Source organism: Mucilaginibacter sp. (genome assembly GCF_028288225.1).
In the GTDB taxonomy this organism is placed as follows: domain Bacteria; phylum Bacteroidota; class Bacteroidia; order Sphingobacteriales; family Sphingobacteriaceae; genus Mucilaginibacter.
Genome location: NZ_JAQBOC010000028.1, coordinates 1 through 23597, shown reverse-complemented (window position 1 = coordinate 23597; position 23597 = coordinate 1). Strand labels below are relative to the sequence as shown.

Here is a 23597-nt window from a genome sequence, read left to right as displayed (position 1 = left end):
ATCCTGTACAGTCATGAAAACAACCTATTACATTTCATTGAATATCAAAACACCTGGCGGTTTTGAAACTTATGGCTCATTTTGCCTGGGAAATGAGCGGGAAAAAGCCGCAGCCATTTTCAACCAGTTAAAAGGTTCTGACGACTTCTCTGAAAAATCAATCCTGCACATGGATTTTACGGAAATGAGAGATGGCATACCACTGCCCGTCAAAATCCTGCATTGTACGATTGATGATATCGCGGTCAACGCCCGGATCATAACGCGGGACATCTTTAAAAACCGAAGTCTTGAAAGCAGCTGAGATAATGAAAAATTGACATTCGGGCTGAAATTTTTTCACAGTTCACTGCCTGTTTTTCATGCTCTATTTTGTAATAATCTGTTTGGCATTGAGCTTGTACAGCTATATCAGGATAACGATCCGGAGTTTAATTAGTTAATTGTTCATTTATTTTTTAAAACCATTTAAAGGAGAAAAAGGCCATGACATTGGTTAAATTTAACAACAAAAACAATAACGCATTAATGCCAGGCTTTAATGACGTTTTTGAATCTATCTTCAATGACACTTTTTTTGCTGACCGCATGGTGACCCGTGTACCTGCAGTAAATGTCAGCGAATCAGCCGGCCGTTACCACATTGAACTTGCTGCACCCGGCCTGAAAAAACAGGACTTCAAGATCAATATAGAGGATAATGTATTGCATATTTCGGCTGAAAAGCAAACTGAAAACACCGATAATAACCGGAAATATAACAAACGGGAGTACAGCTATAGTTCGTTTGTACGTTCCTTCAACTTGCCTGAGCTAGCTGACGAGAACCAGATTGAAGCTGCCTACGAAGACGGTGTGCTGAAGATAGATGTGGCAAAAAAGGAAGAAGCTAAGACCGTAACCCGGCAAATCGAACTCAAATAATTAACATTGCATATAGCCGAACTAATGGAAAAGCCCGCTAAAATTAAAATTAGCAGGCTTTTTGTTTATTATTGATCTGTAATCTACCAAAGATAATGGCTAATTAAACATTGGGCCATAATATCCTGCTATTCCATGCGTGGCCGGAACAAGCGGAACAAAATAGTAAGCCCTGGATCTCAACTTAAAACTTCCGACTCAAGACTCAAGACTTGAAACTCAAGACTTTTTATAACTCCTCAATGATCCGGAAACCCCAGGCAGGTAAAGTGACCCGGCTTTCCATCGCCACGCTTTCACCTGTGAGCAAAGCTATGCCTTTGGAATATGGATAATTAAATGTCTTAGCCTCACCGGAATAATTGAAATAGTAATGAATGACCTTACCCAGCTGATTTGTACCTGATTTGGTAATCAGTGGGAATTTCAGCGCCTGATCTTTTCCCCACAGTCCCGCATCTTTCACGGCACCTTCAAGAATTTTTTCGGTGATAGCATTACTGGTACCACAACCGATATAGGTAGCTAATCCCTTGCCATAAACATTTTGAGTCACCGCTGCATACTTACCCCAGGCTGGATGGTCATACCAGGCCAGTACTTTGGCGGTGGTGGGTACAATCAGCTCCATCCATTTATCTGTGTAGTTCTGGTTACCCACATGATACGGATCATCCTTCAGGCTAACTTTTTCGGGAACCGTAAACTCACTGTACCGGATGCCACAGGCTTCGCTGATAATACCCGGCTGGCGTACTGACCTTACTTTATTGTGTTCATCGGCAAAGCCGCTTTTAAAGGTATATAACACATGACCTCCGTTTTTAACAAACCGGTTCAATCGCTGTAACAAGCTGTCGGGCGCAGCGTATAATGCCGGCACCACAATTAATTTATATTTTTCTATTTGCTTACTTGATGGGTCAATAAAGTCAACCCCCACGTTCATGTTATAAAGAACATCGTACATCGGCCTTAGAATGCCATTGTAATTACCCGGGCCAAAGGAGTTATACGCGGTTAACGCTTCATTACTGAATAAGATCGCTACATCATTTTTCTTTTTAAGGTTAGCCAGGTGCGGCCCCAGTTTTTTGAAGTCGGCGCCGATGGTTTGGGCCTCCCCGTAGGTTGGGTTGGGTTCAAAATCATGGCTGAGCAAGCCTTTCCAATAGGTTTCCGCTGAATTATGTATGGAATGCCAGTGCCAGTAAGAAACCATATCAGCGCCGGAAGCCAGGTGACTGAAGGCCTGTAACCGCAGCTGCCCTGGATAAGGCACCCATTGCGGAAACCCCTGGGCCTCTGTTTCTATCACCAGGTAATTCTGACCGCCTTTCATGGACCTTGCTATGTCTCCTCCAAAGGAAATCTCCGCCCCGGTAAGCTTATCCTGCGAGGGGTGGTAAATGTCAATACCCGCAATATCCAATACTTTTGCAGCAGCAAAATGATCTACGTCCGGTTGAATGCCATAGCTGTAGCCATGCCAGTCCAAATCAAAGTTCTGTGTAATGAACTGACCGGGCTTTTTGTATTCACGGACGATCTTCGCCTGCCATGCCAGGTAGTTTGTAACCAGCGAACGCTGAAACTTAGCAAACTCTGCATTAAGGCTGGCGTTGATACTTCCGTTAACCGAGGGAAAATCGTCCCAATTGTTGATCCTGTTGCTCCAGTAATCCAGGCCAAAGATCTTATTCAAACTATCCAGTGAGGGATATTTGGTTTTCATATATGCCACGAACTGAGCCTGAACATTGGGGCCGCTTGTTCCGTATGACTTGGTTTCATTATCTACCTGGTATCCGATAATTGCAGGATGATCCCTGATATGCTCCAGCATTTTACGGATCGCTTTTTCAGCATAAACCCTGAAGTGGGCGTTGATGATATCCATATTCTGGCGTGCCCCATACTGGTTAGGGCCCCTGGAAGTAATAGCCAATACATCAGGATACTTTTTGACCAGCCAGGTTGGCACCGCATAGGTAGGGGTTCCTATAATCACGCTGATGCCGGCTTTATGCATTCCGTTGAGTACCCCGTCGATATGGCTAAAATCGTAAACGCCTTCCTGGGGCTCCATGGTACTCCAGGTAGATTCCGCTATCCGAACAACGTTGATACCCGTCTCTTTCATCATTTTGATATCCTTATCGAGGCGGTCATAAGGCATGTATTCGTCATAGTAAGCAACGCCAAATAAAAGTTGATCTTTCTTGATTTGTGCAAAGCTTGTACCTATATTAAAAATAAGTGTACAAAAAACACTTATCAAAATGAGTAAATTTTTTTTCATTTATTTAGTTTTATTTTGACTAAAGTAGGATAAAAGAAGTCGTAATCAAACAAATGGCAATAATATATCCCGGAAAAATCCGGCTATAAATAATTTTCTTTACAACCTATTTAAGTAGATTAAACATCAATTGTTTAATCTAACATGAATTATACTGCTGTAGCCACTTTTTCCGCTTTGTAGCGCTCCATGCTTAGCCAAAGCTGATCTTTTATGCGCTTTACCAGAATCCGCGGGCCCAATACTTTTATTTTGGCGCCAAAGCCCAGCAGCTCCCGTTCCAGCTCAAAATTGATGATCACCCGGATACTGAAGATCTTGCCGTCAACATCTTCGCTTAGCAGTTTCTGGGTATGGTGCAGCGGTTTGGTTGTTACATACGGGGCGTTAGCAACGTCAATCCAAAACACTACTTCGCAATCCCGCTGGTTAGGGCTTTTGGTTACGCCCAGCACATCGTTGTAATAAGTGGCCAGGTTAATGCTGTTATTTTCGCGGTAAGCGTCTTCATGTTCTTCAATAGCCCGTACCCTATCCAGTGCAAGCGTTAACAACGGTGAATTCCGCGCATGCGAAAGCCCAAGCACAAACCACCTGTTGCGGTATTCTTTTAACAAATAGCCGCTAAAGCAAAATGTGCTTGCTTCCCGTGCCTTAAAACTCTGGTAAGTTATACAAAGTGTTTTCTTAGCTACAATGGTCTTGCGGATCACCTCAATCCATTCCAAACCTTTCAGGTTATCGTTTTTTTCAAAATCAATAACCGGGTTGCTGTGTGTTTTTTGGCTGTAGATCTTATCTTCCAGTTTGCTCACCATTTCGTTAAGATCAGTAAAATGGCTGAAACCTTTAAACTGCTGCAGCAAGGCGGCAACCTCGCCCAAAACCTGCATGTCCTGGTTATTGAGCGGACTATTGGTAATGCTGTAGTTTTTATCGGCGTAGGTATAATACTTTTTATCAACCACCATAATAGGCGCCTCGTAGCCCAGCTTGTTGCTGCGCATCATCTCCAGGTCGGCTTGGATGGTACGACGGCTTACTCCTGTGTTAATCCCCTGGAATTCGTACAAAGCGTCGGAGCAGGCATCAATCAGGTCATCAAGTGTCCATTTTTTGTAACGGTTTTGCAGGCAGTTGTCGATGGTTCGGTAGCGGATAAGGGCGTTGCGGTTTACGGGCATGTGATCAGAATTTACAGAATTAAAGAATTTACAGGATGCGAATTCAACAGAAAGCAGTGCTCACAATAATTCTGCTAATTTTAAAATTCTGTAAATTCTGATTCAGACGAATTTATTGATTTATTTTTTACTGCGCAAATAGATTGCGCAGTGGGGGTTTTATTTTGTTGTGTTGAATGTGAGAAAGGTGGGTGAATCCTAGTGATTTTACCCTCCCCCGGCCCCTCCCTCAGTTGAGGGAGGGGAGGCAGTGGCGGATGAGAATAATAATTAAAAAAAATATAAACTCTAAAAGAGCGAAGCCAAAGTCTCCCTTTTTTTAAGGGGAGATTTAGAGGGGTAAAAAGAGGATGACTTGGAGGGGTAAAAAGACATGCCTTAGCGTGAAAAAGAATAAAATGGAAAAAGAAAAAGTAAGTAACAACGAGTTAAAAGCCCTTGGCATTAACGATGTTAAAATATTAGAAAGCTTTAGTCGCGTGGCCAACGGGTTGCTGAAGCATGGGGTGATGGATAAGCCGCAGATCCTGGCTAACCTTGAGGCGCTGATTGACGACCCTATGCCCTACGCCCTTAAAAAAGGCGGCAAGTTTAAAAACCTGGCCGAAAGCATTATTGAGCTGCGTAAGGACGGCAAGTTTTTAAAACAGCAGCGAACCAACTTTAAGCTAAAGGAGGAGATTGCCGATTTCCCCGTATGGGGACTGGAACATATTGAGGTGGGCGCCCTGGCACAGATGAAAACAGCTATCAAATTGCCGGTAGCTGTTGCCGGCGCCCTTATGCCCGATGCACACCAGGGTTACGGGCTGCCCATCGGCGGCGTGCTGGCTACTACGGCCAATACCATTATCCCCTTTGCCGTTGGGGTTGATATTGCCTGCCGCATGTGCCTGAGCATTTTCGATCTGCCTGCCGAAGCGGTGGATACCGAAACCGCCAAATTGCAAAACATGCTGGTTGACCATACCTATTTTGGGATTGGCTGTACCACTAAATCATATCACGACAGCTCGTTGTTTGACAGCAAAACATGGAGCGAAACCAAGGTGATCCGCAGTTTGAAGGATAAGGCGTATGCGCAGTTGGGTACAAGCGGCACCGGGAACCATTTTGTGGAGTGGGGCGAACTCACCATCACTGATGGAGCTTTGGAAGGCATCCCGGCAGGGAGGTATTTGGCCTTGTTATCTCATTCCGGTTCACGCGGGTTTGGGGGCAGCATTGCCAACCACTACTCAAAAATAGCCATGAGCAAAACCAAATTGCCTGCCGACGCCAAACATTTGGCATGGCTTGACCTGGATAAGGACGAGGGACAGGAATACTGGATTGCCATGAACCTTGCCGGCGAATATGCCAGCGCCAACCACCACGAGATCCATAACAAAATTGCGCGTGCGCTGAACCTTGATCCGCTGATGCGGATTGAGAACCACCACAATTTTGCCTGGAAGGAACGGCTGGCAGACGGTACCGAAGTAATGGTGCACCGCAAAGGCGCAACCCCGGCGGGCGAAGGTGTGCTGGGCATTATCCCCGGCAGCATGAGCACACCCGGCTTTGTAGTGCGCGGGAAGGGTGCTTCGGCAAGTATTAACTCTGCCAGTCACGGTGCGGGCCGCCTGATGAGCCGAAGCGCAGCCTTCAAAACGCTGGACAAAGCCGCAATTGCCGCCAACCTCATCAATAAACGCATTACCCTGATGGGCAGCGACATGGACGAAGCCCCAATGGCCTACAAAGACATCCACGCCGTAATGGCTGCCCAGCATGATTTGGTGGAAGTGCTCGCCAAGTTTGAGCCGAGGATTGTGAAAATGGCGGATGCGAGGGAGAGGCCGGAGGATTGAGGGAAAGAGGTAAGAGGTCAGGAATCAAGAGACAAGTTGGAAGAAGTTTTATTTCTTTTCTTGATTCTTGACTTCTTGATTCCTGGCTCTAAATTCCCCGCGTCATGCCGAACTTGTTTCGGCACCCCATTATAAAGGTAGCCCAGATGCTAAGTCTGCGCCCGGCAATGCTTGGTGTAAACTTAGCGTGTGGGGTGCTGAAATAAATTCAGCATGACATGAAGTAGAATTTAATTTTTTATTTAAACAATTATCAATGACAGATCAACGCATAAACGTCCAAGCTTCTTTTAATGACTATTTCCGCAGTTTGCTTGAATTTCATTTATGTGATGCGTTTGGTGATTTGCAGGATAACATTTTAAAGTATTTCTGGTGTGATGGAATTAGTGAACCAGCAATAAATGAACAATTTACAAGCAGGAACATTACAAGCATAAAACAAATAATTACTAAAGCATGGATAGGCCCCAGGGGGAATGGCAGGTACGATATGATCATTAAATTGGGGCGATGCTCAAGGAGACGGGCTTTAAGGGGATTGGATTTAAAAGAATGTTTGCCGGATGGGGAGTTTGCAGAATGGGTGGAGATTGATGTGGCGGGGTGTTTAATAACTATTCAATTAAATTAGTAATATTATATAACTAAACATGTCACAATTTAAATCATCAGATTTTTCTTTATTGCTTGAAGTGTTTTGGGAGGGATTGCTGCGTGGTTTAATTTCAAGGGATGAAGTTGTTGCCTGGGCCGACCAAATAATAAGTGCTGAAGATGAGCCGGATTATTTTTTTATTGAGATCTCGCTTTCTGGTAACACAAATAATTTGCTTGGAATTTTAGGTAAACATGTTGTTACTTCGAAAAGCATAATTCCTGTGCGGGTAGTTTTAAGCTTGATAAGTCAAAAACTGGCCGATCTAACCATAGATATCAAAAAAGTTCTTGACATTTTAAATGAAATAAATGCTGATAACATAATAACTTCATTTGAAAAGGATCAGATTTATTATCTTGATGACCAACGGGATTATATTATTTATTGTGGTAACGATCCGGACTATGTGGAAATTACAAAAAACACCATGGAATTTGTTAGCCATTACAGTGATTTTAATCTGACCAATTACAATAGCTGGACGGAAATCAACCAAGAGGTTGAAGAACATCTGGAAGTTGAAGAGGCAGAACAAACAATAGCTAGTGAAATACTTATGGCGGGGTATGCCAAACAGAATAAGGCTAAGCAAAGAAAGATTAAGATAAAAAGGATAAGCTTGTATGTACTGATTGGCATATTGATCCTTGCTGCAATTTACATTGTATTCGTTGTCTTAAAAGTATTTACTGGCAGGTCTATGATATCGAGTTTTGAACATGGGCTGTTTTCTGTTTCCGGAGGCGCCTTCTATGCTGGATTAAGGATAGCTTATGTTTTGTGGACAAGGGTTAGGGTGAGAACGTGGTAGACCAAGCAGCGGGCCACAAGTGACACACTTGCGGCAGCCGGGGAAGTTTGATTGTGGTTAAGTTAAATTGATTGCAAAGTAGATAATAGCGCCTGGCAATTTAGCTGGCGGTGGCACGAGTACGCCACATCTTTGGCCTGCTCTGCATACTAGAGCTAGGTTGAAGATCTTTAAAAAAGAGTTATCAAGTCTAAGTTGGTTGAATGATCCATTCGAAGGCAATATAATATATATTTGTCTTAGTACAATTGAAATTATTGATTTAATTTAGCAGTAATGAACCTGGAACTTATCAAAGATGACATTCAGTTTGAACACTTTTGCAAATGGATTGCCAGGGATGCTTATGGTCCTAATGTTTTCCTTTATCAAAGGAAAAATCAGTACGGCATTGACATTTATTGGACTAAAAAAGGCAAATACTATGTTATTCAGAGTAAACTAAGAAGGGAGCCTAACCCATCGGAACTTATAGCCACACTTGAAAGTGACTTTAAAAGGGCTATGGATTATTTTAATTCCGATTTGCAACTTTTCATATTTGCAACGACTGCATCCTTAGAAGTAATATCCAGAAAAGTTCATAGGCAAAACAACATTTCTGAAAGTTTAATTGATGTGTGCAACAGACTGGCAAAAGAAAGTAAAATTGAGGTCGTCCCATGGCATTGGAATTATTTACAGGAAAAAGTTTCAGAATCACCTTTTTTATTAAAGCATCTTCTAAAGTTGGAAGAGGGTGGGGAATTGATTGATGACGAATTCGTCAAATCCAACTGGACTAAAGGACGTAAAAATGAAAGGCAAAGAAAACTAGAATATTACGGCGGGCATGAAGACGTCCAATGGTACGGAATTTTCAAGAATTGGGACGCACCAAGAGAAATTTATAATCACTTTGAATATACTGTTACCACTTCCTTTGGGCACAATGAGCCTGTAGCATTTGTAATACGTGGTGAGGGGGGAAGTGGAAAGTCTGTACTTCTCAGAAGAATAGCTTTCAATCTACGAAACCATTATCCTGTTTATTGGATCGGAAGTAATTTAGAAGCTTTCATAAAAAATGAGTTTTTTTATGATGTGCAACGTAATCCTGAATCTAACTATGTAATTATTCTTGATGATTGGTACCGAAACGTAGAGCGTGCTGAAAATAAATCCATTGTGCATAAATTCCTGCATGAGTTAAAAAAAACTAGTAACGCGAGATTAATCATTGGCGATAGAAAATACAAAAGAAAAATATATGACGATTTTGTGTTGTCAAAAAACATACATGACTTGCACAATACTGAAAATACGCAATTACTTGCTAATGTACTTGAACAAATGCCAGAGTGGCAAAAAAGTGTCAGTTCTGAGGAGTTAAAGGACATTACTAATTCGACGTTTTTTATAGCACTTTTTGTCTTTTGCTATAATGAAGAACATAACGATGAAAATTTAAAGGACCGATACAAGAAAATATTTAAAAGCGACTTTAGTAAACTTTTAGAAAGGGATGAACCATTTTGGAAAGGCATCGCAAATTCGTTATATATTTATGCTAATTTATATAGTCTTTATGGCATCACCTTTACATTAGAAACGGCAGTTGACTTAGCTTGCCATTATAGTAATTGTTCAATTCCCATTAAATATCAAGCCGATTTAAATGACTTAGTCAAAGATCCAATATTAAAAAAATATATACATGTAGAAAAGGTTCGAACAAGAACTAGCGGAATAATAAATAGAATAAAGTTTCACCATGATACTATAGCGGAACAAGGATGGGCAACAGACCATGAATTAATTGATATTTCATTTAATGAAGATACTGTTGATGATTTGATAGCGATTTTAAAGCTCATTAAGCGGTCTATTGATTTGGGCATTATCTATTACAGACTGTTGAGACTTCCTGGTAAAAAAGGAAAAGAAATGGCCCGCGATTATCTAAAAACAGAAAAACCTGATAAAAATCATGTTGTTTTTTGTGCCTGTCTTGAATTATTAAGTGGGGAAGAATTATCCAAAGAGGCTGCTAGAACTTTTCTTGAAACTGAAAATTCCCACTTAAATAAGCTGGCTTTTAGGACAAGCTTGGATCTATTAAAAGGTGAAGCATGTGTTAAGCTTGCAGCAAGAAAATTTCTTAAATCTAATAACCCGCATATCAATAGCGAGACATTTTGTAAAAGCCTTAATTTATTAAAAGGCGAAGAATGCGCGAAAAATGCGGCAAAAACCCTACTGAAAATTGAAAAATCTTACAATTATCCCGGCCCTTTCAACGCTAGTATCGCCCTAGTGAAAAATGAAGGGATTGCAAAACAAATTGCAAGGGATTTTTTAAGGATTAGTAACCCAAACGAAAATATAGGCGTTTTTTGTTCCTGTCTGAATATGCTAAAGGACGAAGAACCAGTCAAACAGATTGCGAGAAACTTTCTGGCAACCAATAAGGCATACGAAAATAACGAGGTTTTTTGTGCTTGTCTAAATGTGCTCAAGTATGAAGGGCTTGCCAAACGCGCAGCACGAGACTTCCTGGCGACCAGTAAAGCGTATGAGAATAGTACTGTTTTTTGTAATTGTCTAAATATACTTGGAGAAGAAGAAACAGCCAAACAGGGTGCGAGGCTTTTTTTGAAAACCAATAGCCCATACGAAAACAGTTCTGTTTTTTGCTCTTGTCTGAATGTGCTTAAATACGAAGAATTGGCCAAACAAACTGCGAGAATTTTTCTTTCAAGCAGCAAAGCATATGAGAATAATTCTGTTTTTTGCGCATGCCTAAATGTGATTGGAGACGAAGAACTAGTCAAGCAAGTTGCACGAGACTTTTTGGCAACCAGCAAACCCGACAAAGGTGGTGCTCTTTTTTGCTCAATCTTGAAATTACTTAGCAAAGAGGAAATTGGGAAGCAGGCCGCTAGGGATTTCCTAGAGACAAATGAATCATATTATCAATCATATATCTTTTGCACATGCTTGTCTGTGCTAAAGGGAGATAAGGTAGCAAAAAAGGTAGCAGGTGAGTTTTTAACAAGATCTAATTCATATAAAAATACTCGCATTTTTTGTTCTTGTCTAAACTTACTTAAAGGGGAAGAGACTGCAAAAAGAGCTGCACGAGACTTCTTGCAAATCGACCCCCCCCGATTTTACCCAGACGTTTTTTGTAAATGTCTTTTGGAATTAGGCCAAGAAGTTGAAGCTTTGACTCAGAAAATTTTGCAGAATCATTTATTAGAAGATTGGATATTTGTCTATACTTCTTTAATAATTCTATGCCAAAATAAAAACCTTAATAATAATATTATCAGCTCTATTGTAAATGATATAATTGCCAATAAAAACAAAGATAATCTCAAATATTGCATGTTATTAGAAATACCTTTATTTAACGATCCTAATTGGTTAAATGAGGCCACATTCTTAATAAATCATTGGAAAGAACAAACGGGTTTCAGGCGAAATTATCTGTATTCAGTGACAAAAAGTCATGAAGAATTTCCTGAAAAAATTAAAGACATGTCGATAAATATTGTTAGGAACTGGAAGAATGAGTTTATCAATAAGACGAGGCATCAGGCATATTTCATTCGTTGTCTTGCGAATATTAATACAACCGGCGATAAAAAATTGGTGGACGAAGTCATTCAAATATGCCATGATATTATTAATTATCAAAAGTCAAATTCCATCCAAATCAATTTCGCTCTACAAGAGTGGATAAGAAATATAGCTATTCATGGTGAATTTCCTATCTGGAAATTTCATTAATAAGCATTCCATATTATTCACCGCCCAGCTACCGCAAGCGTTTTTGTCCCCTTTCTGGCGCTAGTATGCAGCGCTGGCGAAAAGAGGTGGCGTACTAGTGCCCCCGCGTTTAGGTAGCCCCCCCAGCTACCGCAAGCGTTTTTGTCGCTCCGGCTTTCCCGCTGCCGCAAGGCTCCTGCCTTGTGGCCCGCGTTTAGGTGAACCAACGGATGAGTAACCCAAAATGCCGGTAACAAACCATCACGTAAAGTTTGTATTTTTAGTTTTATTCAGCAAAAAATGGACTATACTTATAATAATCTCCGTAGGAGTCCTTTGGACCAGTAGAAGCCGGCTTTGCAGAAAACGATCATGAGTATTTGTATAGCAGTGCAAGAGATTATTGTGGTATAAAAGGATTGGTTAAGGTTATAATTGATTAGGCTATATGGCGGATTATTTTTCGCTTACATACCTATCAGCGGGCCACCCCGATAAATCGGGGCGGCAGCGGAGAAAAGGTGATAGACCAGGCAGCGGGGAAGCACGCAAATCTCCGCATTAGTGATGGCAGTGGATACCGGCCACTTCGGGAACCAGGGTGCAGGCCGCGCCTAATGCCTGCAGCCGTATGAACGCACAGCACGGCCCCGCCTCTACCGGCGGGGAAATGCCATAATCCGCTAATCCTGAAAATCATAGTTTCAAAACCGGGTTTGGCCGCCCCCTGTTGCATATTTAAATTGCTTTTCTTACTTTTAGCTCACCTTAACATTTACATCTTAAACCTAACATATCATGAACTCTCTTCAAATTAACTTCGACGCTATGGGCCTTAACAATATAATGAACGCAGGCTACAGTGTTTTAATTTTTAACCTTATTGACGGTGGCACGCCAGTGGTGTGGGCGGCCTTTCAGCCCATGATGTCGAACCAGGTGCAATGGGACGATAACGCCAGCGTTTACAGTTCGCAAAGTATGGTTATACAGGGAAGTATGGTTTCAGTTTATGGCATGCAGAGCGCCAGCCCGCAAAATATGTATACCTGGACTGATGGCGGACAGTTTTCCGTATCGCCCGCGTCGCAATTGAGCGGCAGCCAGTACGGCGTTACAAACAACAGCCACAGCATGGGCAATCTTACTTTCGGCCTTGCAAAACCGGTGTATACAAACGGCCAGGACGGCGGCGCCACGCCGGTAAATATACAGTCTTTGATGGCCAACAGCATGGCCGTGTTCGGATACACCAATAAAATATATGTTTGCTTAGGGCAGAATTACCAGGCGGGCGTGGTAGTGCAGCAATTGCCGCCAACAGCCGGCTGCACGGTCGATTTTAGCACCAGCAACGATTTGACTGTGTTTTTCAACGATGCAACAAGCACCTTTATGCAGCAATAGCTATACCACTAATAAGCCAAAAAATCAGGATTGTTGCAACTGGGGTTCGTTGCAAAGCGTTTTTTCTACTTCGAGGCTATCGCAAGTATTTTTGTCGCTGCCGCAAGGTACTACCTTGTGGCCCGCGTTTAGGTAAACCAACGGATGAGCAACCCAAAATGCCGATAACAAATTAAGCCAACCCCGCTTCCTCCAGGCCTGAGTGTAAACCCAAATCGAGATTAACCAACAATTTTAATCAATACAAAAGTGGAACACGCTGATTATAAATAAATTACAACAAACCATCCGAAAGTATAAATATTTAAAACATTTGATTATCAGACACTTACTGGTAGTAAAAATGTTATAATACTGATAATAAGCATGTTCCACAGCGTTCCACCCGTTCCGCTGTAAAAGTGGAACGCTTGCCGGCGTGCAACTCATGCCTCCGCGTTTAGGTAACCCGCTTAACTTTTTGTTCCCGTCATACGCACCAGAGTATGCTGCTAATTTGATCCACCTTTTTTGCGCTATATTGCTGACAGGTGGGCGACTATGAGTAAGTCTTATTTCGAAATCCAACATATCTATTGTATGTTTTTATCGTTAAATTATAAATCGATTTAAAAGAAATCCCGGAATCGAAAATCCGGATTATACTGCCTGAAAATGAGTATATTGTGAAAGCTTAACAATTAGAGAATCAAAACTCCAAATTGAACCTGTGAAGGGATTTAAAAATTCGCAACAAAAATATTAACAGCTAAAATCAATTAAAGATGAAAAATGAACTTTATAAGTTAATTTTCTTTATTTCAGTGTTTTTGTTTAGTTGCAATCACGACACAAAAAACACAGCACTGCGAAGCGGTGATAAATATAAACTTATCAATTATCCTGAACACTGTTTCATAGCTATCTATCAAAAAGATAGTGCTTTTTTGAAATTTAAAACAATGCCGAACGGTAAAATTTATGGTAAGTTAGTGATAAAGTATTCAGAACGCCAATCAAATAACCAGGAAAAAGAGTTTGATCACGGCGAAATTATAGGGCAGTTTAAAAAGGACACTTTATTTGCAGACTATATATTCGCCGATGGCACCAAAAGAACACATTACAGGAATCCGATTGCATTGTTAAAGAAAGGCCCCAAATTAGTTCTCGGATTTGGTGCAATAGGATACTACGTGGGAAAATCCTGGTTCATAAATCACAAGGCAATTAATTTTACTAGGAGCAGATTTCAATTTTTGCCAACTGAATGTGCCAATTAATTCGTTCTGCTATGGTATAAACCAGTTTCAAAGTTGCTTTAATTAAAGGATTGTGTTTTTATGAATTATCAACCGCTCTTTGGTCTAAGTTACGCTACGCTAAACTTAGACCAGGTGGAAAACTGGAAAACATTGTAAACTTTAAACAGGATTATTCACTAAAAAGTGTAAACTTTTTTCAGGACGAGACAAATTTTAATCAACTCAAAAACTGGAACACGCTGATTATAAATAAATTACAACAAACCACCCAAAAAGTAGAAATATCGAAATAATTGATTATCAACTACTTACACACAGTAAAAAAGTTATAGTTTTGATAATCAACATGTTCCATAGCGTTCCACCCCGTTCCGCGTAAAAATGGAACGCATAGAACGCCAATTAATGGGTAAAACATCACCGGCAATAATAATTATCTTAGCCCCGTTACCCTTATACGACAGTGCCAATCACCGCCCCATGAAAATACTAACCCTGCTCATCTGCCTCACCCTGGCAACCCTAATCCCCATCACCGCTTTTTCCGCAAATTCAACCTGCCACAGCTCATCAAAAGATACCATCTGCTTAGCCGATCCAACTATTTTTAAAGACAATGGCAGGTATTATTTATATGGTACAGGCAGCAGCGATGGCATTTGGGTATACCAGTCGCCGGACCTTAAAAACTGGACCGGTCCGGTTGGCAAGCGCAACGGGCATGCGCTGTTGCGGGGCGATAGTTATGGCACCAAAGGCTTTTGGGCGCCGCAGGTATTTAAGCGTAATGGCAGGTATTATATGGCATACACCGCCGATGAGCATATAGCTATTGCAGAAAGTGATAATCCGTTAGGGCCTTTTACTCAAAAAGTATTCAAATCAGTGTCGGGCGAGGGGAAGCAAATAGATCCTTATATTTTTGAGGACACTGACGGCAGTTTATACCTGTATCACGTTCGTCTGCAAAATGGCAACCGCATATTTGTTGCCCGATTGAAAAACGACTTGTCGGACATAGAAGAAAATGCGGTTAAGGAATGCATCAGCGGCCAGGAGTCGTGGGAGAATACGCAAAATGCAAAATGGCCTGTTACCGAGGGCCCAACGGTAATGAAGCATAACAATCTTTATTATTTATTTTATTCGGCCAATGATTTCAGGAACATCGATTACGCCGTAGGTTACGCTACCGCAAAGTCGCCCATGGGCCCGTGGACAAAATATCCGGGTAACCCTATTTTAAACAGGGCGCTTATCGGCCAAAACGGAACTGGTCATGGTGATTTTTTTACTGACAATTCGGGCCGGCTGTATTACGTGTTCCACACGCATCATACCAATAGGATGGTAGGAAAAAGAAAAACCGCCATTATCAAAGCAGCATTCTCCCGGAAGAGCCCCAACACTTTGATTATGGACAAAAACAGTTTTTATTTTTTAGAATCAGGGCGCGATAGCACAAGATAAAAATGTGGACACAAAAATTTGCGCGAGAATGCTGCGCCAGCCAAAGGCGCAAAGGCTTCCCGTGTTCCGCTGCTAGGTAACCACCTTACCGTAGCGCTACCAATAAACTATTCATGCCGCTTTAAACCTGCCAACCCAGTGATCCGTTAAAATATAAATGCCCGGGCGTTCCAGCCAGGCATTGTTTTCAGTTTGACAAAGGGCTTTTGAACAGGCCCAAATAAGATCTTATTAAGAGACAGTGCTTCTCCCGGCCAGCTTATCAAAATTGATCAGGTCACGGGTGTTTTTCTGCACGGCTATAGCAGCAAATAAAGTCAGCAAAAACGACATGGCATAAAAGCCTTTTTCGCTCAAAGTAAGGGTGGCATTCCATAAGCCTACGGTAAGCAACAGCACGGAAATGAGCGTACAGGTCCAGCTTAAGCCATAATAGATATTGGTCACCGGGATTCCTTCCAGCCTGTCGCGAACGCTTTTTTGTACTGATACTGCCGCGAATAATCCAAAAAGTAATATTGTAAAATAATAGCCTTTTTCGTTAAGCACCATTGATGCATTCCACAAACCTATGTTGTAGCTTACAAAACCGATGATAAGGGCCGCCCATGATGCCCCGATAAACGCGTTTGATGGTTTTTGATCCATATAATTGTTTATAATTTGATGATAAAGATAACAGAAGAGCGTTAAGAAACAATATGGCAATTAATTTATTAAAGATTGGTTCTTCCTGCGAATGAGGCGATGGCCAAATTGTAATGGCTTTTCGTGTCCCGCTGCTAAGTAACCAAGCTTACCGTAGCGCTGCCAATAAACTATTCACTTCCCCTCCACATACCCTTTAAACCCATCCAACACTGCCTGACAAAACTCCTGTTGCGTGGCAATGGGCTGGGTATTATCGGCTTCAAAAGCTTCAACCAATTTAACGGAAGTGCCGGAGGTAAAGGTGATGGTACTGCGGCGGCCATCGTTAAGGGTATAGGAGATGAGCTTGTTGGTTATCACCTCATCGTAGCTACCGGTGAAATCAAAGTTGAGGCTACCGTCTTTTAATGCCATAGCAAAAAGGAATTTGCCGCCGGGCCGCAGGTCGTTTTCTACGCGGGGGGTGTGCCAGTCGGCATTGGGGTTGTTCCATTGCATAATGTCTTCCGGGGTGGTCCACAACGCCCAAACTTTTTCAATGGGTGCGTTTATTTCGGTTTCGGCAGTAAGGGTGGTTTTGTCGGAGTTATTCATGATGATTGATTGTTAACACAAATTTAGGATTCATCTGCCGGAAAAACACAGGGCAACAATGACAATGTGAGGGGGTATTTGTGCCAATGGGTGCATAAAACCTTGCATACGTAAAAGTTTGGCGGAGAGCCTAAAGAAAATAAAAAGCATACATCGCTACCGGAAAAAATTAATGAAAAATAAAATATCTTCGCCGCCCGGTCGTCAGCCATTTATATAAGTTTATCCTATGTATTTAGTACTTCTCGCCATTCATTCGTTAATCCGCTGGTTTGTTTTGTTGAGCTTGCTTTTTGCACTTTACCGGGCATTTAGGGGCTGGCTGCTTAACAAAACATACACAAAGCTTGATGATAACAGCAGGGTGGCAGCAACAGAAGCAGCACAGATTCAAATGGTTATCGGGTTGTGGTTATATTTCATCAGCCCTGTTGTACACTACTTTCTTCATAATTTTAAAGATGCGGTGCATGAGCGGCAAATAAGATTTTTTGGAATGGAGCATATTACCATGATGCTAACCGCTATAGTTCTTATTTCCATTGGTTCGGCAAAGGCAAAACAAAAAATCACTGATAGAGAAAAATTTAAAACAATGGCTATCTGGTTTACAATTGCCCTGCTGATAATTCTTTCCTCTATTCCCTGGTCATTTTCGCCATTGATAAGCCGGCCACTATTCAGGGCGTTTTAAAGGTTAATGCTTCTTACTGCCGGCATAGTTTTTTTCACCGGCTTCAATTGCAACCTGCAGTCGGTTTTCATCCGGTGGTTTTGGGCATGAATATCCTCCGCCAAAAGCACAGTATGGGTTATAAGCTTTATTAAAATCTATTACCAGTGTATTTCCTTTAAGGTCGCCGGCACGCAGGTCGATATATCTTCCACCTGCGTAAGTAGATGCGCCATTAGTTTCATCAGCAAAAGGAAGGAACAGGTAATCCTTGTACTGCGGCAGCTTTGACAGCGAAATACTTTTGTATAATGAGAGTTGCATTGGCTTGCCCTTAAGCGTAAAGCTCAGCGTTGCATACCTAACATATTGCTGCCCGGTGCCGCTGAATACCGGCATTATAAAACCAGGCTGATTTGTTAAACCTCCACTTTGGCCAAAACTTTGTAAGCGCTGTCAGCATCGTAAAAACGCAGATTTTGCAGATCTTCTTTTTTTAATGGGGAATTTTTGTCCGTAAGAAAATCATCCATGTATTGCTTGCGGTATGTGGCAATTTGCGCCTTATAATCCTGCCCGAAGCAGTGCAGGCTTGCCATTAAGATCAGGGTCAGGAAGTATTTCATATCTCAAAATTTACCATCGTTGGCAGGTGCAATATATCTAAATTTTCCCGTCCCGGAGTAAGCATCAAGCTAGTGTTGAGTCAACAGTCTTAAGTCGCAAGCCTTAAGTTAAATTTTGTCTTTTTCTGACTTAGAACTCAAGACTTTCGACTCAGGACTAAGCTATCGTCCAAACCCCTTCCAGGTAAAGCATGTAACGGAAGGGTTGAAATTCGCCGTAGGCAAAAACAATAATGGTATTATCTTTTTTGTAGTAATACAATCTTAAGCCATCACTATTTTTGTATAGATTCAGGAATCCGCCGTCGGGAGCAAATCCCCCGGTTTTTACAATAAATTCAATGTCATCGTTATTAATAACCTGGCGCAGATCTTCAAAATTATTATTGGCAAAGTCATAAAATTTTATTGCTGTGCTTACAGCTGTTCCTGTAACCACGTCGAATACTTTATTCAAGACCTCCGATTCGGGCCCATCAAAAATCAATGACTTTGCATTTTTATATTTTGCGATCATTTGGGATGCTCTTTATCTTTTTCTTCTGCAAGATAACCTCCTTTTTTCAGATCATTAATATTATAAGGTAATTCATACTGTATTCCTAAACCTGGTTTATTAAACCAGGGAATAATTTGCCCTTTTTTAACATCCACAATTGGTTTAACAATTTTATAAACCCTGTAGGGAGAGCTTAAAGTCTTATCAGGCAAAGCACGTTTCGGAAAGGGCACATCTATAAATGACACAAATGTCCCCTTGTCCTGGAATACACTATCTGCATCATAATAACCGCCGTAGCGATCAACTAATAATCCGGATTGTAGTGTAACAATTTTTAATGATAAAGCACCCCGATTAGGCGGCCAGCCCCCATTCAGGTTATTGGCACTAAAAAATTGCTCCAGTTCGCTCCATCTTTCATTTTTCCAAAGCTTCCATGCGGTTTTGGCAAGCGGCTTTTTGGTAGTGTCAGCAAAATCAGAAACAGACTTCTCAAAAACACTAAAAGAAACACCTCTTACAAGGCTGTCACTTTTTGCATGTGCTTTTAACGAATGGGCAATGTGTTTGTGTGGTTTTTGCGACTGCTCCGTTTGCGCTTTAGAAAGGAACGGCAGCAGCATTACTGCGAACAGCAGTATTCTTACTGTTTTCATAGGACAAGATTGTTGGTTAAAAATTAAATAAAGATAATAGATGCAAAACTTTCGTCAATAGAAAATGGCATATTTATTTTTTATGTATTGTGCTTTTTGGTTAAAAAAAGTAACGGATCAATTTAACCTAAACTTCTCCCTAAAATCTTTCACTGATTTATTACTTACTTTTAGGTAAAGGCCTTTAAACAACCGCGAAAAATGTAAAAAAAGCCCCGCAACCCGAGGGAACAGGATCACTTCCTTGTTCCTGGCAACACCATTTAAAATACACACCACAGCTTTGTTTACAGGCAAGCCCGGTTCAAACGGCTTTATGGCCTCGCGGTTCCAGCCAGGTTTTGAATTTACGGCAGGCGAAGCATCAATAATGGGTGTATTGATATACCCGGGACAAACCGTATTTGCATTTATATTAAAAGCCTTTGCCTCATACCGCAGCACTCTGGTATAATTTAAAACGGCATGCTTTGAAACACTGTAAGGCCCTATCAGCGGGATCATGTCAATCAAACCTGCAAGCGATGCCGTATTTACGATCTGCCCGAAACCCTGTTTCAGCATCTGCAAATAAGCCGCCTGCGAACCATAAAGCACCCCGTAAAAATTAATATCCATTACCTTTTTCCAATGCTCAATAGATAGATCGCGCAGCTCGCCGCTTATGCCGATACCTGCATTGTTAAAGATCAGGTCTATCCGGCCATGTTCTTTTACTATCCCGGCAATTGTTTCTTCAAAATCGGCCTGCTGGGTAACGTCAAGTTCCCTGGCAGTAACAGTGTCTTTACCAATTGATCTTACAGTTTCTTCAATATTTTTCAGGTTGATATCCGTACAGGTAACTATGGCGCCGCATCCGGCCAGTCCTTCACACAATCCACGCCCTATGCCCGAGCCGCCACCAGTTACCAGGACTACTTTATCTCGGTAATAATTATTATACATTGTTTTGTGAAGGTTTATATTGGGTGCCAACAGTGTTTTATTGCTATAAATGTAAGCGATTATTCAGCTATGCTGACCTGTTTTTAAAATATCTTTTCGCTCCCGTGAGCTTTCAGTTCGTGGTTGCGCATTGTTGCAATTTTCAACTACACTTAACAACATTTTATTAAAGGCATAATTACCTATTGAGCGTTCGGGTTATCTCATTTAATGCCAATCATGTCCGCAATTTCTACACTGCTTGTCATTTGCAGCTTGTTGCTCTTTCATTTTTTTCCTATCTTCACACACCCCGCGCACTGTTTAAATACAAATCCGGAAAGGTTAAAAACCATTTTCCAAAACAAATACCCCGGTTACAATATTCCGCTTATAAATATATAAATGTCAGTAAAAATAAAAGATCAGCCATTTTATATCCAAAGCACAGCCGTGCTGTTTGGCCTTGTTTTGTTGGTTTATATTATGTCGCAGCTTGCAGATATATTGGTGCCCCTGGCATTTGCTGCATTCCTGGCCATCTTGCTTAATCCCCTTTGCAATTGGCTTCAGCATCATAAATTCAACAGGGTTTGGTCTATTTTTGCGGCTCTGCTTATAGCCCTCGGTGTTGTTACCGGGATCTTTTATTTTTTATCTACACAAATTATCCAGTTTGGCGATTCTTTGCCAATGCTTGAAAAAAAATTCTCACTCATCACTATTCATCTCAAAGAATGGATCGCTGTCAACTTTAATATATCCATTGCAAAACAGGATCAAATGGTGGAGGAGACTTTGCATAACAGCCGAGCTATGCTTGGCAAAACTTTAAACGGGCTTTTAGGAACGCTGGGGGTAATTGTTTTGCTTCCGGTATACATATTTTTCATGTTGCTTTATAAAGCACTGATCCTTAATTTTTTATACGAGGTGTTTTCTGAAGAAAATTCAAAAAAAGTAGGTGAAATTTTGGGCGAGACCAAGGGTGCAATTCAAAGCTATATAATAGGTTTGCTTATTGAAACAACCATTGTGGCCATTTTAAATTCGACCGCGTTGCTTTTACTGGGTGTAAAATACGGAATATTAATAGGTTGCATTGGGGCAATTCTTAACCTTATCCCCTACCTGGGCGGCATCATAGCTATTGCCCTGCCTGTATTAATGGCCACCGTTACCAAGGATGGGTATTCAACCCAGATTGGGGTAATTATTGCATACATAGTTATCCAGTTTATTGATAACAATATATTAGTCCCCCGTATCGTATCATCAAAAGTGCAAATCAATGCCCTGATGTCTATCATCATTGTGTTGCTTGGCAACCAGCTTTGGGGGTTATCGGGAATGTTTTTATCAATTCCATTTGTAGCTGTTTTAAAGATCATTTTTGACAGGGTCGACGGTCTTAAACCGTGGGGAAAGCTGCTGGGCGATAATATCCCAACCAGGCACATGGGCCAGCGCTGGCCGAACCGGAGACCTAAAAAACCAATTTTACCCGCATAATGATAAAAACCTTGCTTAATTTAGCAGTATAAACCATAAGCAATATGTCTTTCCAGGGATATTTAAATACAATAAAAGAAAAAACAGGTAAAGGCCCTGATGATTTCAGACAGCTTGCGGCCGAAAAGGGATTTACCCAAAAGGGTGACCTTGCACCCGGTTTAAAAGCCGCTGATATTGTAAAATGGCTCAGGGAGGATTTTGAGCTGGGGCATGGGCACGCTATGGCTATTTATGCTTTATTAAGCGGTGTGAAAAGCGAAGATAGCAAATAGGTTCTCTTGAAATTAGCTTGCGGAAACCAAAAGTTATTCCGGCATATTTTGATCAATATTAAACAAAACAAGTAGTTATGGGCAAAAAAATCAATGTGTTTGTTTTACTCCTGACCGGGCTTCTTCTCGTTTCAGCCAAACCAACCCTCAAAGCCAAAATCACCCACAAAAAACCTGAACCTGCAACGCACCATTATCTCTACGTTGCTGTTCCCGGGATCCGCGATTATATGGGTTACGGCGGCCATGGATTACTTGTGTTTGACATGGATAATAACCATCAATTTGTAAGGCGGATTGAAACAAGCGGCTATCATCCCAACAAAAAACCATCCAATGTTAAAGGTATTGCTGTAAGCGTACCGCTTAACAGCATCTATATAAGCACGCTTGAATCATTGCAGCGGATAGACCTCAGCACAGGTAAAATCATCTGGGAGAAAAATATTATTGATGGCTGCGACAGGATGTCGATCTCCCCTGATGGCAAGTTAATGTATCTCCCTTCACTGGAGAACAAGATCTGGAACGTGGTTGATTGCCAAACCGGAGATGTAATTAAAAAAATCCCGGGGTTCCTGAGATCTCACAATACTCTTTACGGACTTTCAGGCAATCATGTTTATTTGGATGACCTTGCGTCGCCCTGGCTAAAAATAGCCGATGCCAAAACCCATACTGTTGTTGGTAAAGTAGGTCCGTTTGGAAATTTCATCCGCCCGTTTACAGTTAATGGCAAAGAAACCCGTGCTTACGTAACTGTCGACAGCCTGCTTGGTTTTGAGGTTGGCGATTTAAAAACAGGCAAAAAACTCGACCGGGTTTTGGTTGAAGGCTGGGAAACCGGGCGTGTAAGGCGGCATGGCAACCCAAGCCATGGTATTGGGCTTACACCTGATGAAAAAGAGATCTGGCTGTGCGACGGTTTCAATATGCGCCTGCATGTTTTTAGCAATGTTGAGCCCTACAAGCAATTAACCACCATACCTCTACAGGATATGCCCGGCTGGATTACTTTCAGCCTGGATGGCAAATATGCCTATCCGTCGAGCGGGGAGGTGATAGACGTTAAAACGCGAAAAATATTAACAACCCTTAAAGATGAGTTTAACAACAGCGTAGCCAGCGAGAAAATGGTTGAGGTTGACTTTGAGGGCGGCAAAGCCGTAAAAGCAGGTGATCAATTTGGGATTGGGCGGGTGATGTAAAGATTTTTCTTGCCCTGCGTGTGCGCAGCATAGGGAGGGCAGGTCCATCCGCTGGCTAGCGGAGTCGACCGGGTGAGGAAATATGCTAGCGATATTAACGCCAATGCTTCCTCGCCACTGTTTTGCATAAACGTATGGCGCAGAGTTGACTCACCCGACATTGCTTCGCTCGTCGACCTCTCTTCGCTGCGTGATTGTTGCGCAACTAGATAAGTCAGCAATGGCTAAAATTAAGTTCTTTGAAATATTGATTAAAATATTGGTTTTTAGTATATTAGGCTATGCAAGGGAAAAAGACGCATCAGGAAAGCTTATTTATACAATTTCAGCTTTCCAACTATGTTCCGGCTGACAATTTCTACCG

Annotated in this window: 22 protein-coding genes; 13 read left to right on the top strand and 9 right to left on the bottom strand. The window is 41.6% G+C overall.

Annotated elements, in window-relative coordinates; all coding sequences use genetic code 11:
- The first annotated feature begins 13 nt into the window (after positions 1 to 13).
- Both JWQ54_RS08205 and JWQ54_RS08200 read left to right on the top strand, forming a co-directional pair.
- Positions 14 to 304 (top strand): hypothetical protein, encoded by a 291-nt coding sequence (locus JWQ54_RS08205; RefSeq protein WP_299582875.1) that lies wholly within the window; start codon positions 14 to 16, stop codon positions 302 to 304.
- Positions 305 to 486: 182 nt separating this feature from the next.
- Positions 487 to 924 (top strand): Hsp20/alpha crystallin family protein, encoded by a 438-nt coding sequence (locus tag JWQ54_RS08200; protein WP_299582873.1) that lies wholly within the window; start codon positions 487 to 489, stop codon positions 922 to 924.
- Positions 925 to 1153: 229 nt separating this feature from the next.
- On the opposite strand, the gene JWQ54_RS08195 is transcribed toward JWQ54_RS08200, so the two are convergent.
- Both JWQ54_RS08195 and JWQ54_RS08190 read right to left on the bottom strand, forming a co-directional pair.
- Positions 1154 to 3226 (bottom strand): beta-galactosidase, encoded by a 2073-nt coding sequence (locus JWQ54_RS08195; RefSeq protein WP_299582871.1) that lies wholly within the window; start codon positions 3224 to 3226, stop codon positions 1154 to 1156.
- Positions 3227 to 3375: 149 nt separating this feature from the next.
- Positions 3376 to 4410 (bottom strand): WYL domain-containing protein, encoded by a 1035-nt coding sequence (locus JWQ54_RS08190; protein WP_299582868.1) that lies wholly within the window; start codon positions 4408 to 4410, stop codon positions 3376 to 3378.
- A gap of 383 nt (positions 4411 to 4793) precedes the next feature.
- On the opposite strand from JWQ54_RS08190, the gene JWQ54_RS08185 reads away from it, so the two are divergent.
- The 7 genes from JWQ54_RS08185 (at position 4794) to JWQ54_RS08155 (ending at position 15609) form a co-directional block, all read left to right on the top strand.
- Positions 4794 to 6263: an RtcB family protein gene (locus tag JWQ54_RS08185; RefSeq protein ID WP_299582865.1), complete on the top strand. Its 1470-nt coding sequence runs from the start codon at positions 4794 to 4796 to the stop codon at positions 6261 to 6263.
- 256 nt (positions 6264 to 6519) lie between these two features.
- On the top strand, positions 6520 to 6897 hold the full coding sequence (locus tag JWQ54_RS08180) for a hypothetical protein (protein ID WP_299582862.1): 378 nt from the start codon (positions 6520 to 6522) through the stop codon (positions 6895 to 6897).
- A gap of 19 nt (positions 6898 to 6916) precedes the next feature.
- Positions 6917 to 7735 (top strand): hypothetical protein, encoded by an 819-nt coding sequence (locus JWQ54_RS08175; protein ID WP_299582859.1) that lies wholly within the window; start codon positions 6917 to 6919, stop codon positions 7733 to 7735.
- A gap of 276 nt (positions 7736 to 8011) precedes the next feature.
- Positions 8012 to 11509, top strand: coding sequence for a hypothetical protein (locus JWQ54_RS08170; protein ID WP_299582856.1), 3498 nt, complete (start codon positions 8012 to 8014; stop codon positions 11507 to 11509).
- 777 nt (positions 11510 to 12286) lie between these two features.
- Positions 12287 to 12895: a hypothetical protein gene (locus JWQ54_RS08165; RefSeq protein WP_299582853.1), complete on the top strand. Its 609-nt coding sequence runs from the start codon at positions 12287 to 12289 to the stop codon at positions 12893 to 12895.
- Positions 12896 to 13659: 764 nt separating this feature from the next.
- Positions 13660 to 14157: a hypothetical protein gene (locus tag JWQ54_RS08160; RefSeq protein WP_299582850.1), complete on the top strand. Its 498-nt coding sequence runs from the start codon at positions 13660 to 13662 to the stop codon at positions 14155 to 14157.
- 363 nt (positions 14158 to 14520) lie between these two features.
- Positions 14521 to 15609: a glycoside hydrolase family 43 protein gene (locus JWQ54_RS08155; protein ID WP_299582848.1), complete on the top strand. Its 1089-nt coding sequence runs from the start codon at positions 14521 to 14523 to the stop codon at positions 15607 to 15609.
- A 231-nt stretch (positions 15610 to 15840) separates the two neighbouring features.
- On the opposite strand, the gene yiaA is transcribed toward JWQ54_RS08155, so the two are convergent.
- Together yiaA and JWQ54_RS08145 are read right to left on the bottom strand one after the other, a co-directional pair.
- Positions 15841 to 16257: an inner membrane protein YiaA gene (gene yiaA / locus JWQ54_RS08150; RefSeq protein WP_299582846.1), complete on the bottom strand. Its 417-nt coding sequence runs from the start codon at positions 16255 to 16257 to the stop codon at positions 15841 to 15843.
- Positions 16258 to 16431: 174 nt separating this feature from the next.
- Complete coding sequence (locus JWQ54_RS08145; protein WP_299582842.1) at positions 16432 to 16854, bottom strand: SRPBCC domain-containing protein; 423 nt, start codon at positions 16852 to 16854, stop codon at positions 16432 to 16434.
- Between the two features lie 229 nt (positions 16855 to 17083).
- Between JWQ54_RS08145 and JWQ54_RS08140 the strand changes: the two genes are divergently transcribed.
- Positions 17084 to 17548, top strand: a complete 465-nt coding sequence (locus JWQ54_RS08140; RefSeq protein ID WP_299582839.1) for a hypothetical protein — start codon at positions 17084 to 17086, stop codon at positions 17546 to 17548.
- Between the two features lie 3 nt (positions 17549 to 17551).
- Here JWQ54_RS08140 and JWQ54_RS08135 read toward each other — a convergent pair whose 3' ends face one another.
- The 5 genes from JWQ54_RS08135 to JWQ54_RS08115 form a co-directional block, all read right to left on the bottom strand.
- Entirely contained in the window at positions 17552 to 17926 is a 375-nt protein-coding gene (locus tag JWQ54_RS08135) for a DUF1684 domain-containing protein (RefSeq protein WP_299582836.1), read from the bottom strand.
- Between the two features lie 20 nt (positions 17927 to 17946).
- Entirely contained in the window at positions 17947 to 18153 is a 207-nt protein-coding gene (locus JWQ54_RS08130) for a hypothetical protein (protein WP_299582833.1), read from the bottom strand.
- Positions 18154 to 18310: 157 nt separating this feature from the next.
- Positions 18311 to 18670: a hypothetical protein gene (locus JWQ54_RS08125; RefSeq protein ID WP_299582830.1), complete on the bottom strand. Its 360-nt coding sequence runs from the start codon at positions 18668 to 18670 to the stop codon at positions 18311 to 18313.
- Positions 18667 to 19311 (bottom strand): TNT domain-containing protein, encoded by a 645-nt coding sequence (locus JWQ54_RS08120; protein ID WP_299582827.1) that lies wholly within the window; start codon positions 19309 to 19311, stop codon positions 18667 to 18669. Before JWQ54_RS08120 ends, JWQ54_RS08125 begins: the two co-directional genes overlap by 4 nt.
- Positions 19312 to 19428: 117 nt before the next feature.
- Positions 19429 to 20259 carry an SDR family oxidoreductase gene (locus JWQ54_RS08115; RefSeq protein WP_299582824.1) on the bottom strand — a complete coding sequence of 277 codons (831 nt, stop codon included), beginning with the start codon at positions 20257 to 20259 and terminating at the stop codon, positions 19429 to 19431.
- Positions 20260 to 20643: 384 nt separating this feature from the next.
- Between JWQ54_RS08115 and JWQ54_RS08110 the strand changes: the two genes are divergently transcribed.
- The 3 genes from JWQ54_RS08110 (at position 20644) to JWQ54_RS08100 (ending at position 23233) form a co-directional block, all read left to right on the top strand.
- Positions 20644 to 21750, top strand: a complete 1107-nt coding sequence (locus JWQ54_RS08110) for an AI-2E family transporter (protein ID WP_299582821.1) — start codon at positions 20644 to 20646, stop codon at positions 21748 to 21750.
- Positions 21751 to 21794: 44 nt separating this feature from the next.
- On the top strand, positions 21795 to 22025 hold the full coding sequence (locus JWQ54_RS08105; protein ID WP_299582818.1) for a DUF4287 domain-containing protein: 231 nt from the start codon (positions 21795 to 21797) through the stop codon (positions 22023 to 22025).
- Between the two features lie 77 nt (positions 22026 to 22102).
- Positions 22103 to 23233, top strand: a complete 1131-nt coding sequence (locus JWQ54_RS08100; RefSeq protein WP_299582815.1) for a hypothetical protein — start codon at positions 22103 to 22105, stop codon at positions 23231 to 23233.
- Positions 23234 to 23597: the final 364 nt, after the last annotated feature.

Coding starts and splice junctions, on each gene's coding strand:
- JWQ54_RS08170 (WP_299582856.1), top strand. CDS start 8,012: ATGAACCTGGAACTTATCAAAGATGACATTCAGTTTGAACACTTTTGC.
- JWQ54_RS08165 (WP_299582853.1), top strand. CDS start 12,287: ATGAACTCTCTTCAAATTAACTTCGACGCTATGGGCCTTAACAATATA.
- JWQ54_RS08200 (WP_299582873.1), top strand. CDS start 487: ATGACATTGGTTAAATTTAACAACAAAAACAATAACGCATTAATGCCA.
- JWQ54_RS08135 (WP_299582836.1), bottom strand. CDS start 17,926: ATGCCGGTATTCAGCGGCACCGGGCAGCAATATGTTAGGTATGCAACG.
- JWQ54_RS08175 (WP_299582859.1), top strand. CDS start 6,917: ATGTCACAATTTAAATCATCAGATTTTTCTTTATTGCTTGAAGTGTTT.
- JWQ54_RS08155 (WP_299582848.1), top strand. CDS start 14,521: ATGGAACGCATAGAACGCCAATTAATGGGTAAAACATCACCGGCAATA.
- JWQ54_RS08130 (WP_299582833.1), bottom strand. CDS start 18,153: ATGAAATACTTCCTGACCCTGATCTTAATGGCAAGCCTGCACTGCTTC.
- JWQ54_RS08145 (WP_299582842.1), bottom strand. CDS start 16,854: ATGAATAACTCCGACAAAACCACCCTTACTGCCGAAACCGAAATAAAC.
- JWQ54_RS08120 (WP_299582827.1), bottom strand. CDS start 19,311: ATGAAAACAGTAAGAATACTGCTGTTCGCAGTAATGCTGCTGCCGTTC.
- JWQ54_RS08105 (WP_299582818.1), top strand. CDS start 21,795: ATGTCTTTCCAGGGATATTTAAATACAATAAAAGAAAAAACAGGTAAA.
- yiaA (WP_299582846.1), bottom strand. CDS start 16,257: ATGGATCAAAAACCATCAAACGCGTTTATCGGGGCATCATGGGCGGCC.
- JWQ54_RS08125 (WP_299582830.1), bottom strand. CDS start 18,670: ATGATCGCAAAATATAAAAATGCAAAGTCATTGATTTTTGATGGGCCC.
- JWQ54_RS08205 (WP_299582875.1), top strand. CDS start 14: ATGAAAACAACCTATTACATTTCATTGAATATCAAAACACCTGGCGGT.
- JWQ54_RS08195 (WP_299582871.1), bottom strand. CDS start 3,226: ATGAAAAAAAATTTACTCATTTTGATAAGTGTTTTTTGTACACTTATT.
- JWQ54_RS08110 (WP_299582821.1), top strand. CDS start 20,644: ATGTCAGTAAAAATAAAAGATCAGCCATTTTATATCCAAAGCACAGCC.
- JWQ54_RS08160 (WP_299582850.1), top strand. CDS start 13,660: ATGAAAAATGAACTTTATAAGTTAATTTTCTTTATTTCAGTGTTTTTG.
- JWQ54_RS08100 (WP_299582815.1), top strand. CDS start 22,103: ATGGGCAAAAAAATCAATGTGTTTGTTTTACTCCTGACCGGGCTTCTT.
- JWQ54_RS08140 (WP_299582839.1), top strand. CDS start 17,084: ATGTATTTAGTACTTCTCGCCATTCATTCGTTAATCCGCTGGTTTGTT.
- JWQ54_RS08190 (WP_299582868.1), bottom strand. CDS start 4,410: ATGCCCGTAAACCGCAACGCCCTTATCCGCTACCGAACCATCGACAAC.
- JWQ54_RS08115 (WP_299582824.1), bottom strand. CDS start 20,259: ATGTATAATAATTATTACCGAGATAAAGTAGTCCTGGTAACTGGTGGC.
- JWQ54_RS08180 (WP_299582862.1), top strand. CDS start 6,520: ATGACAGATCAACGCATAAACGTCCAAGCTTCTTTTAATGACTATTTC.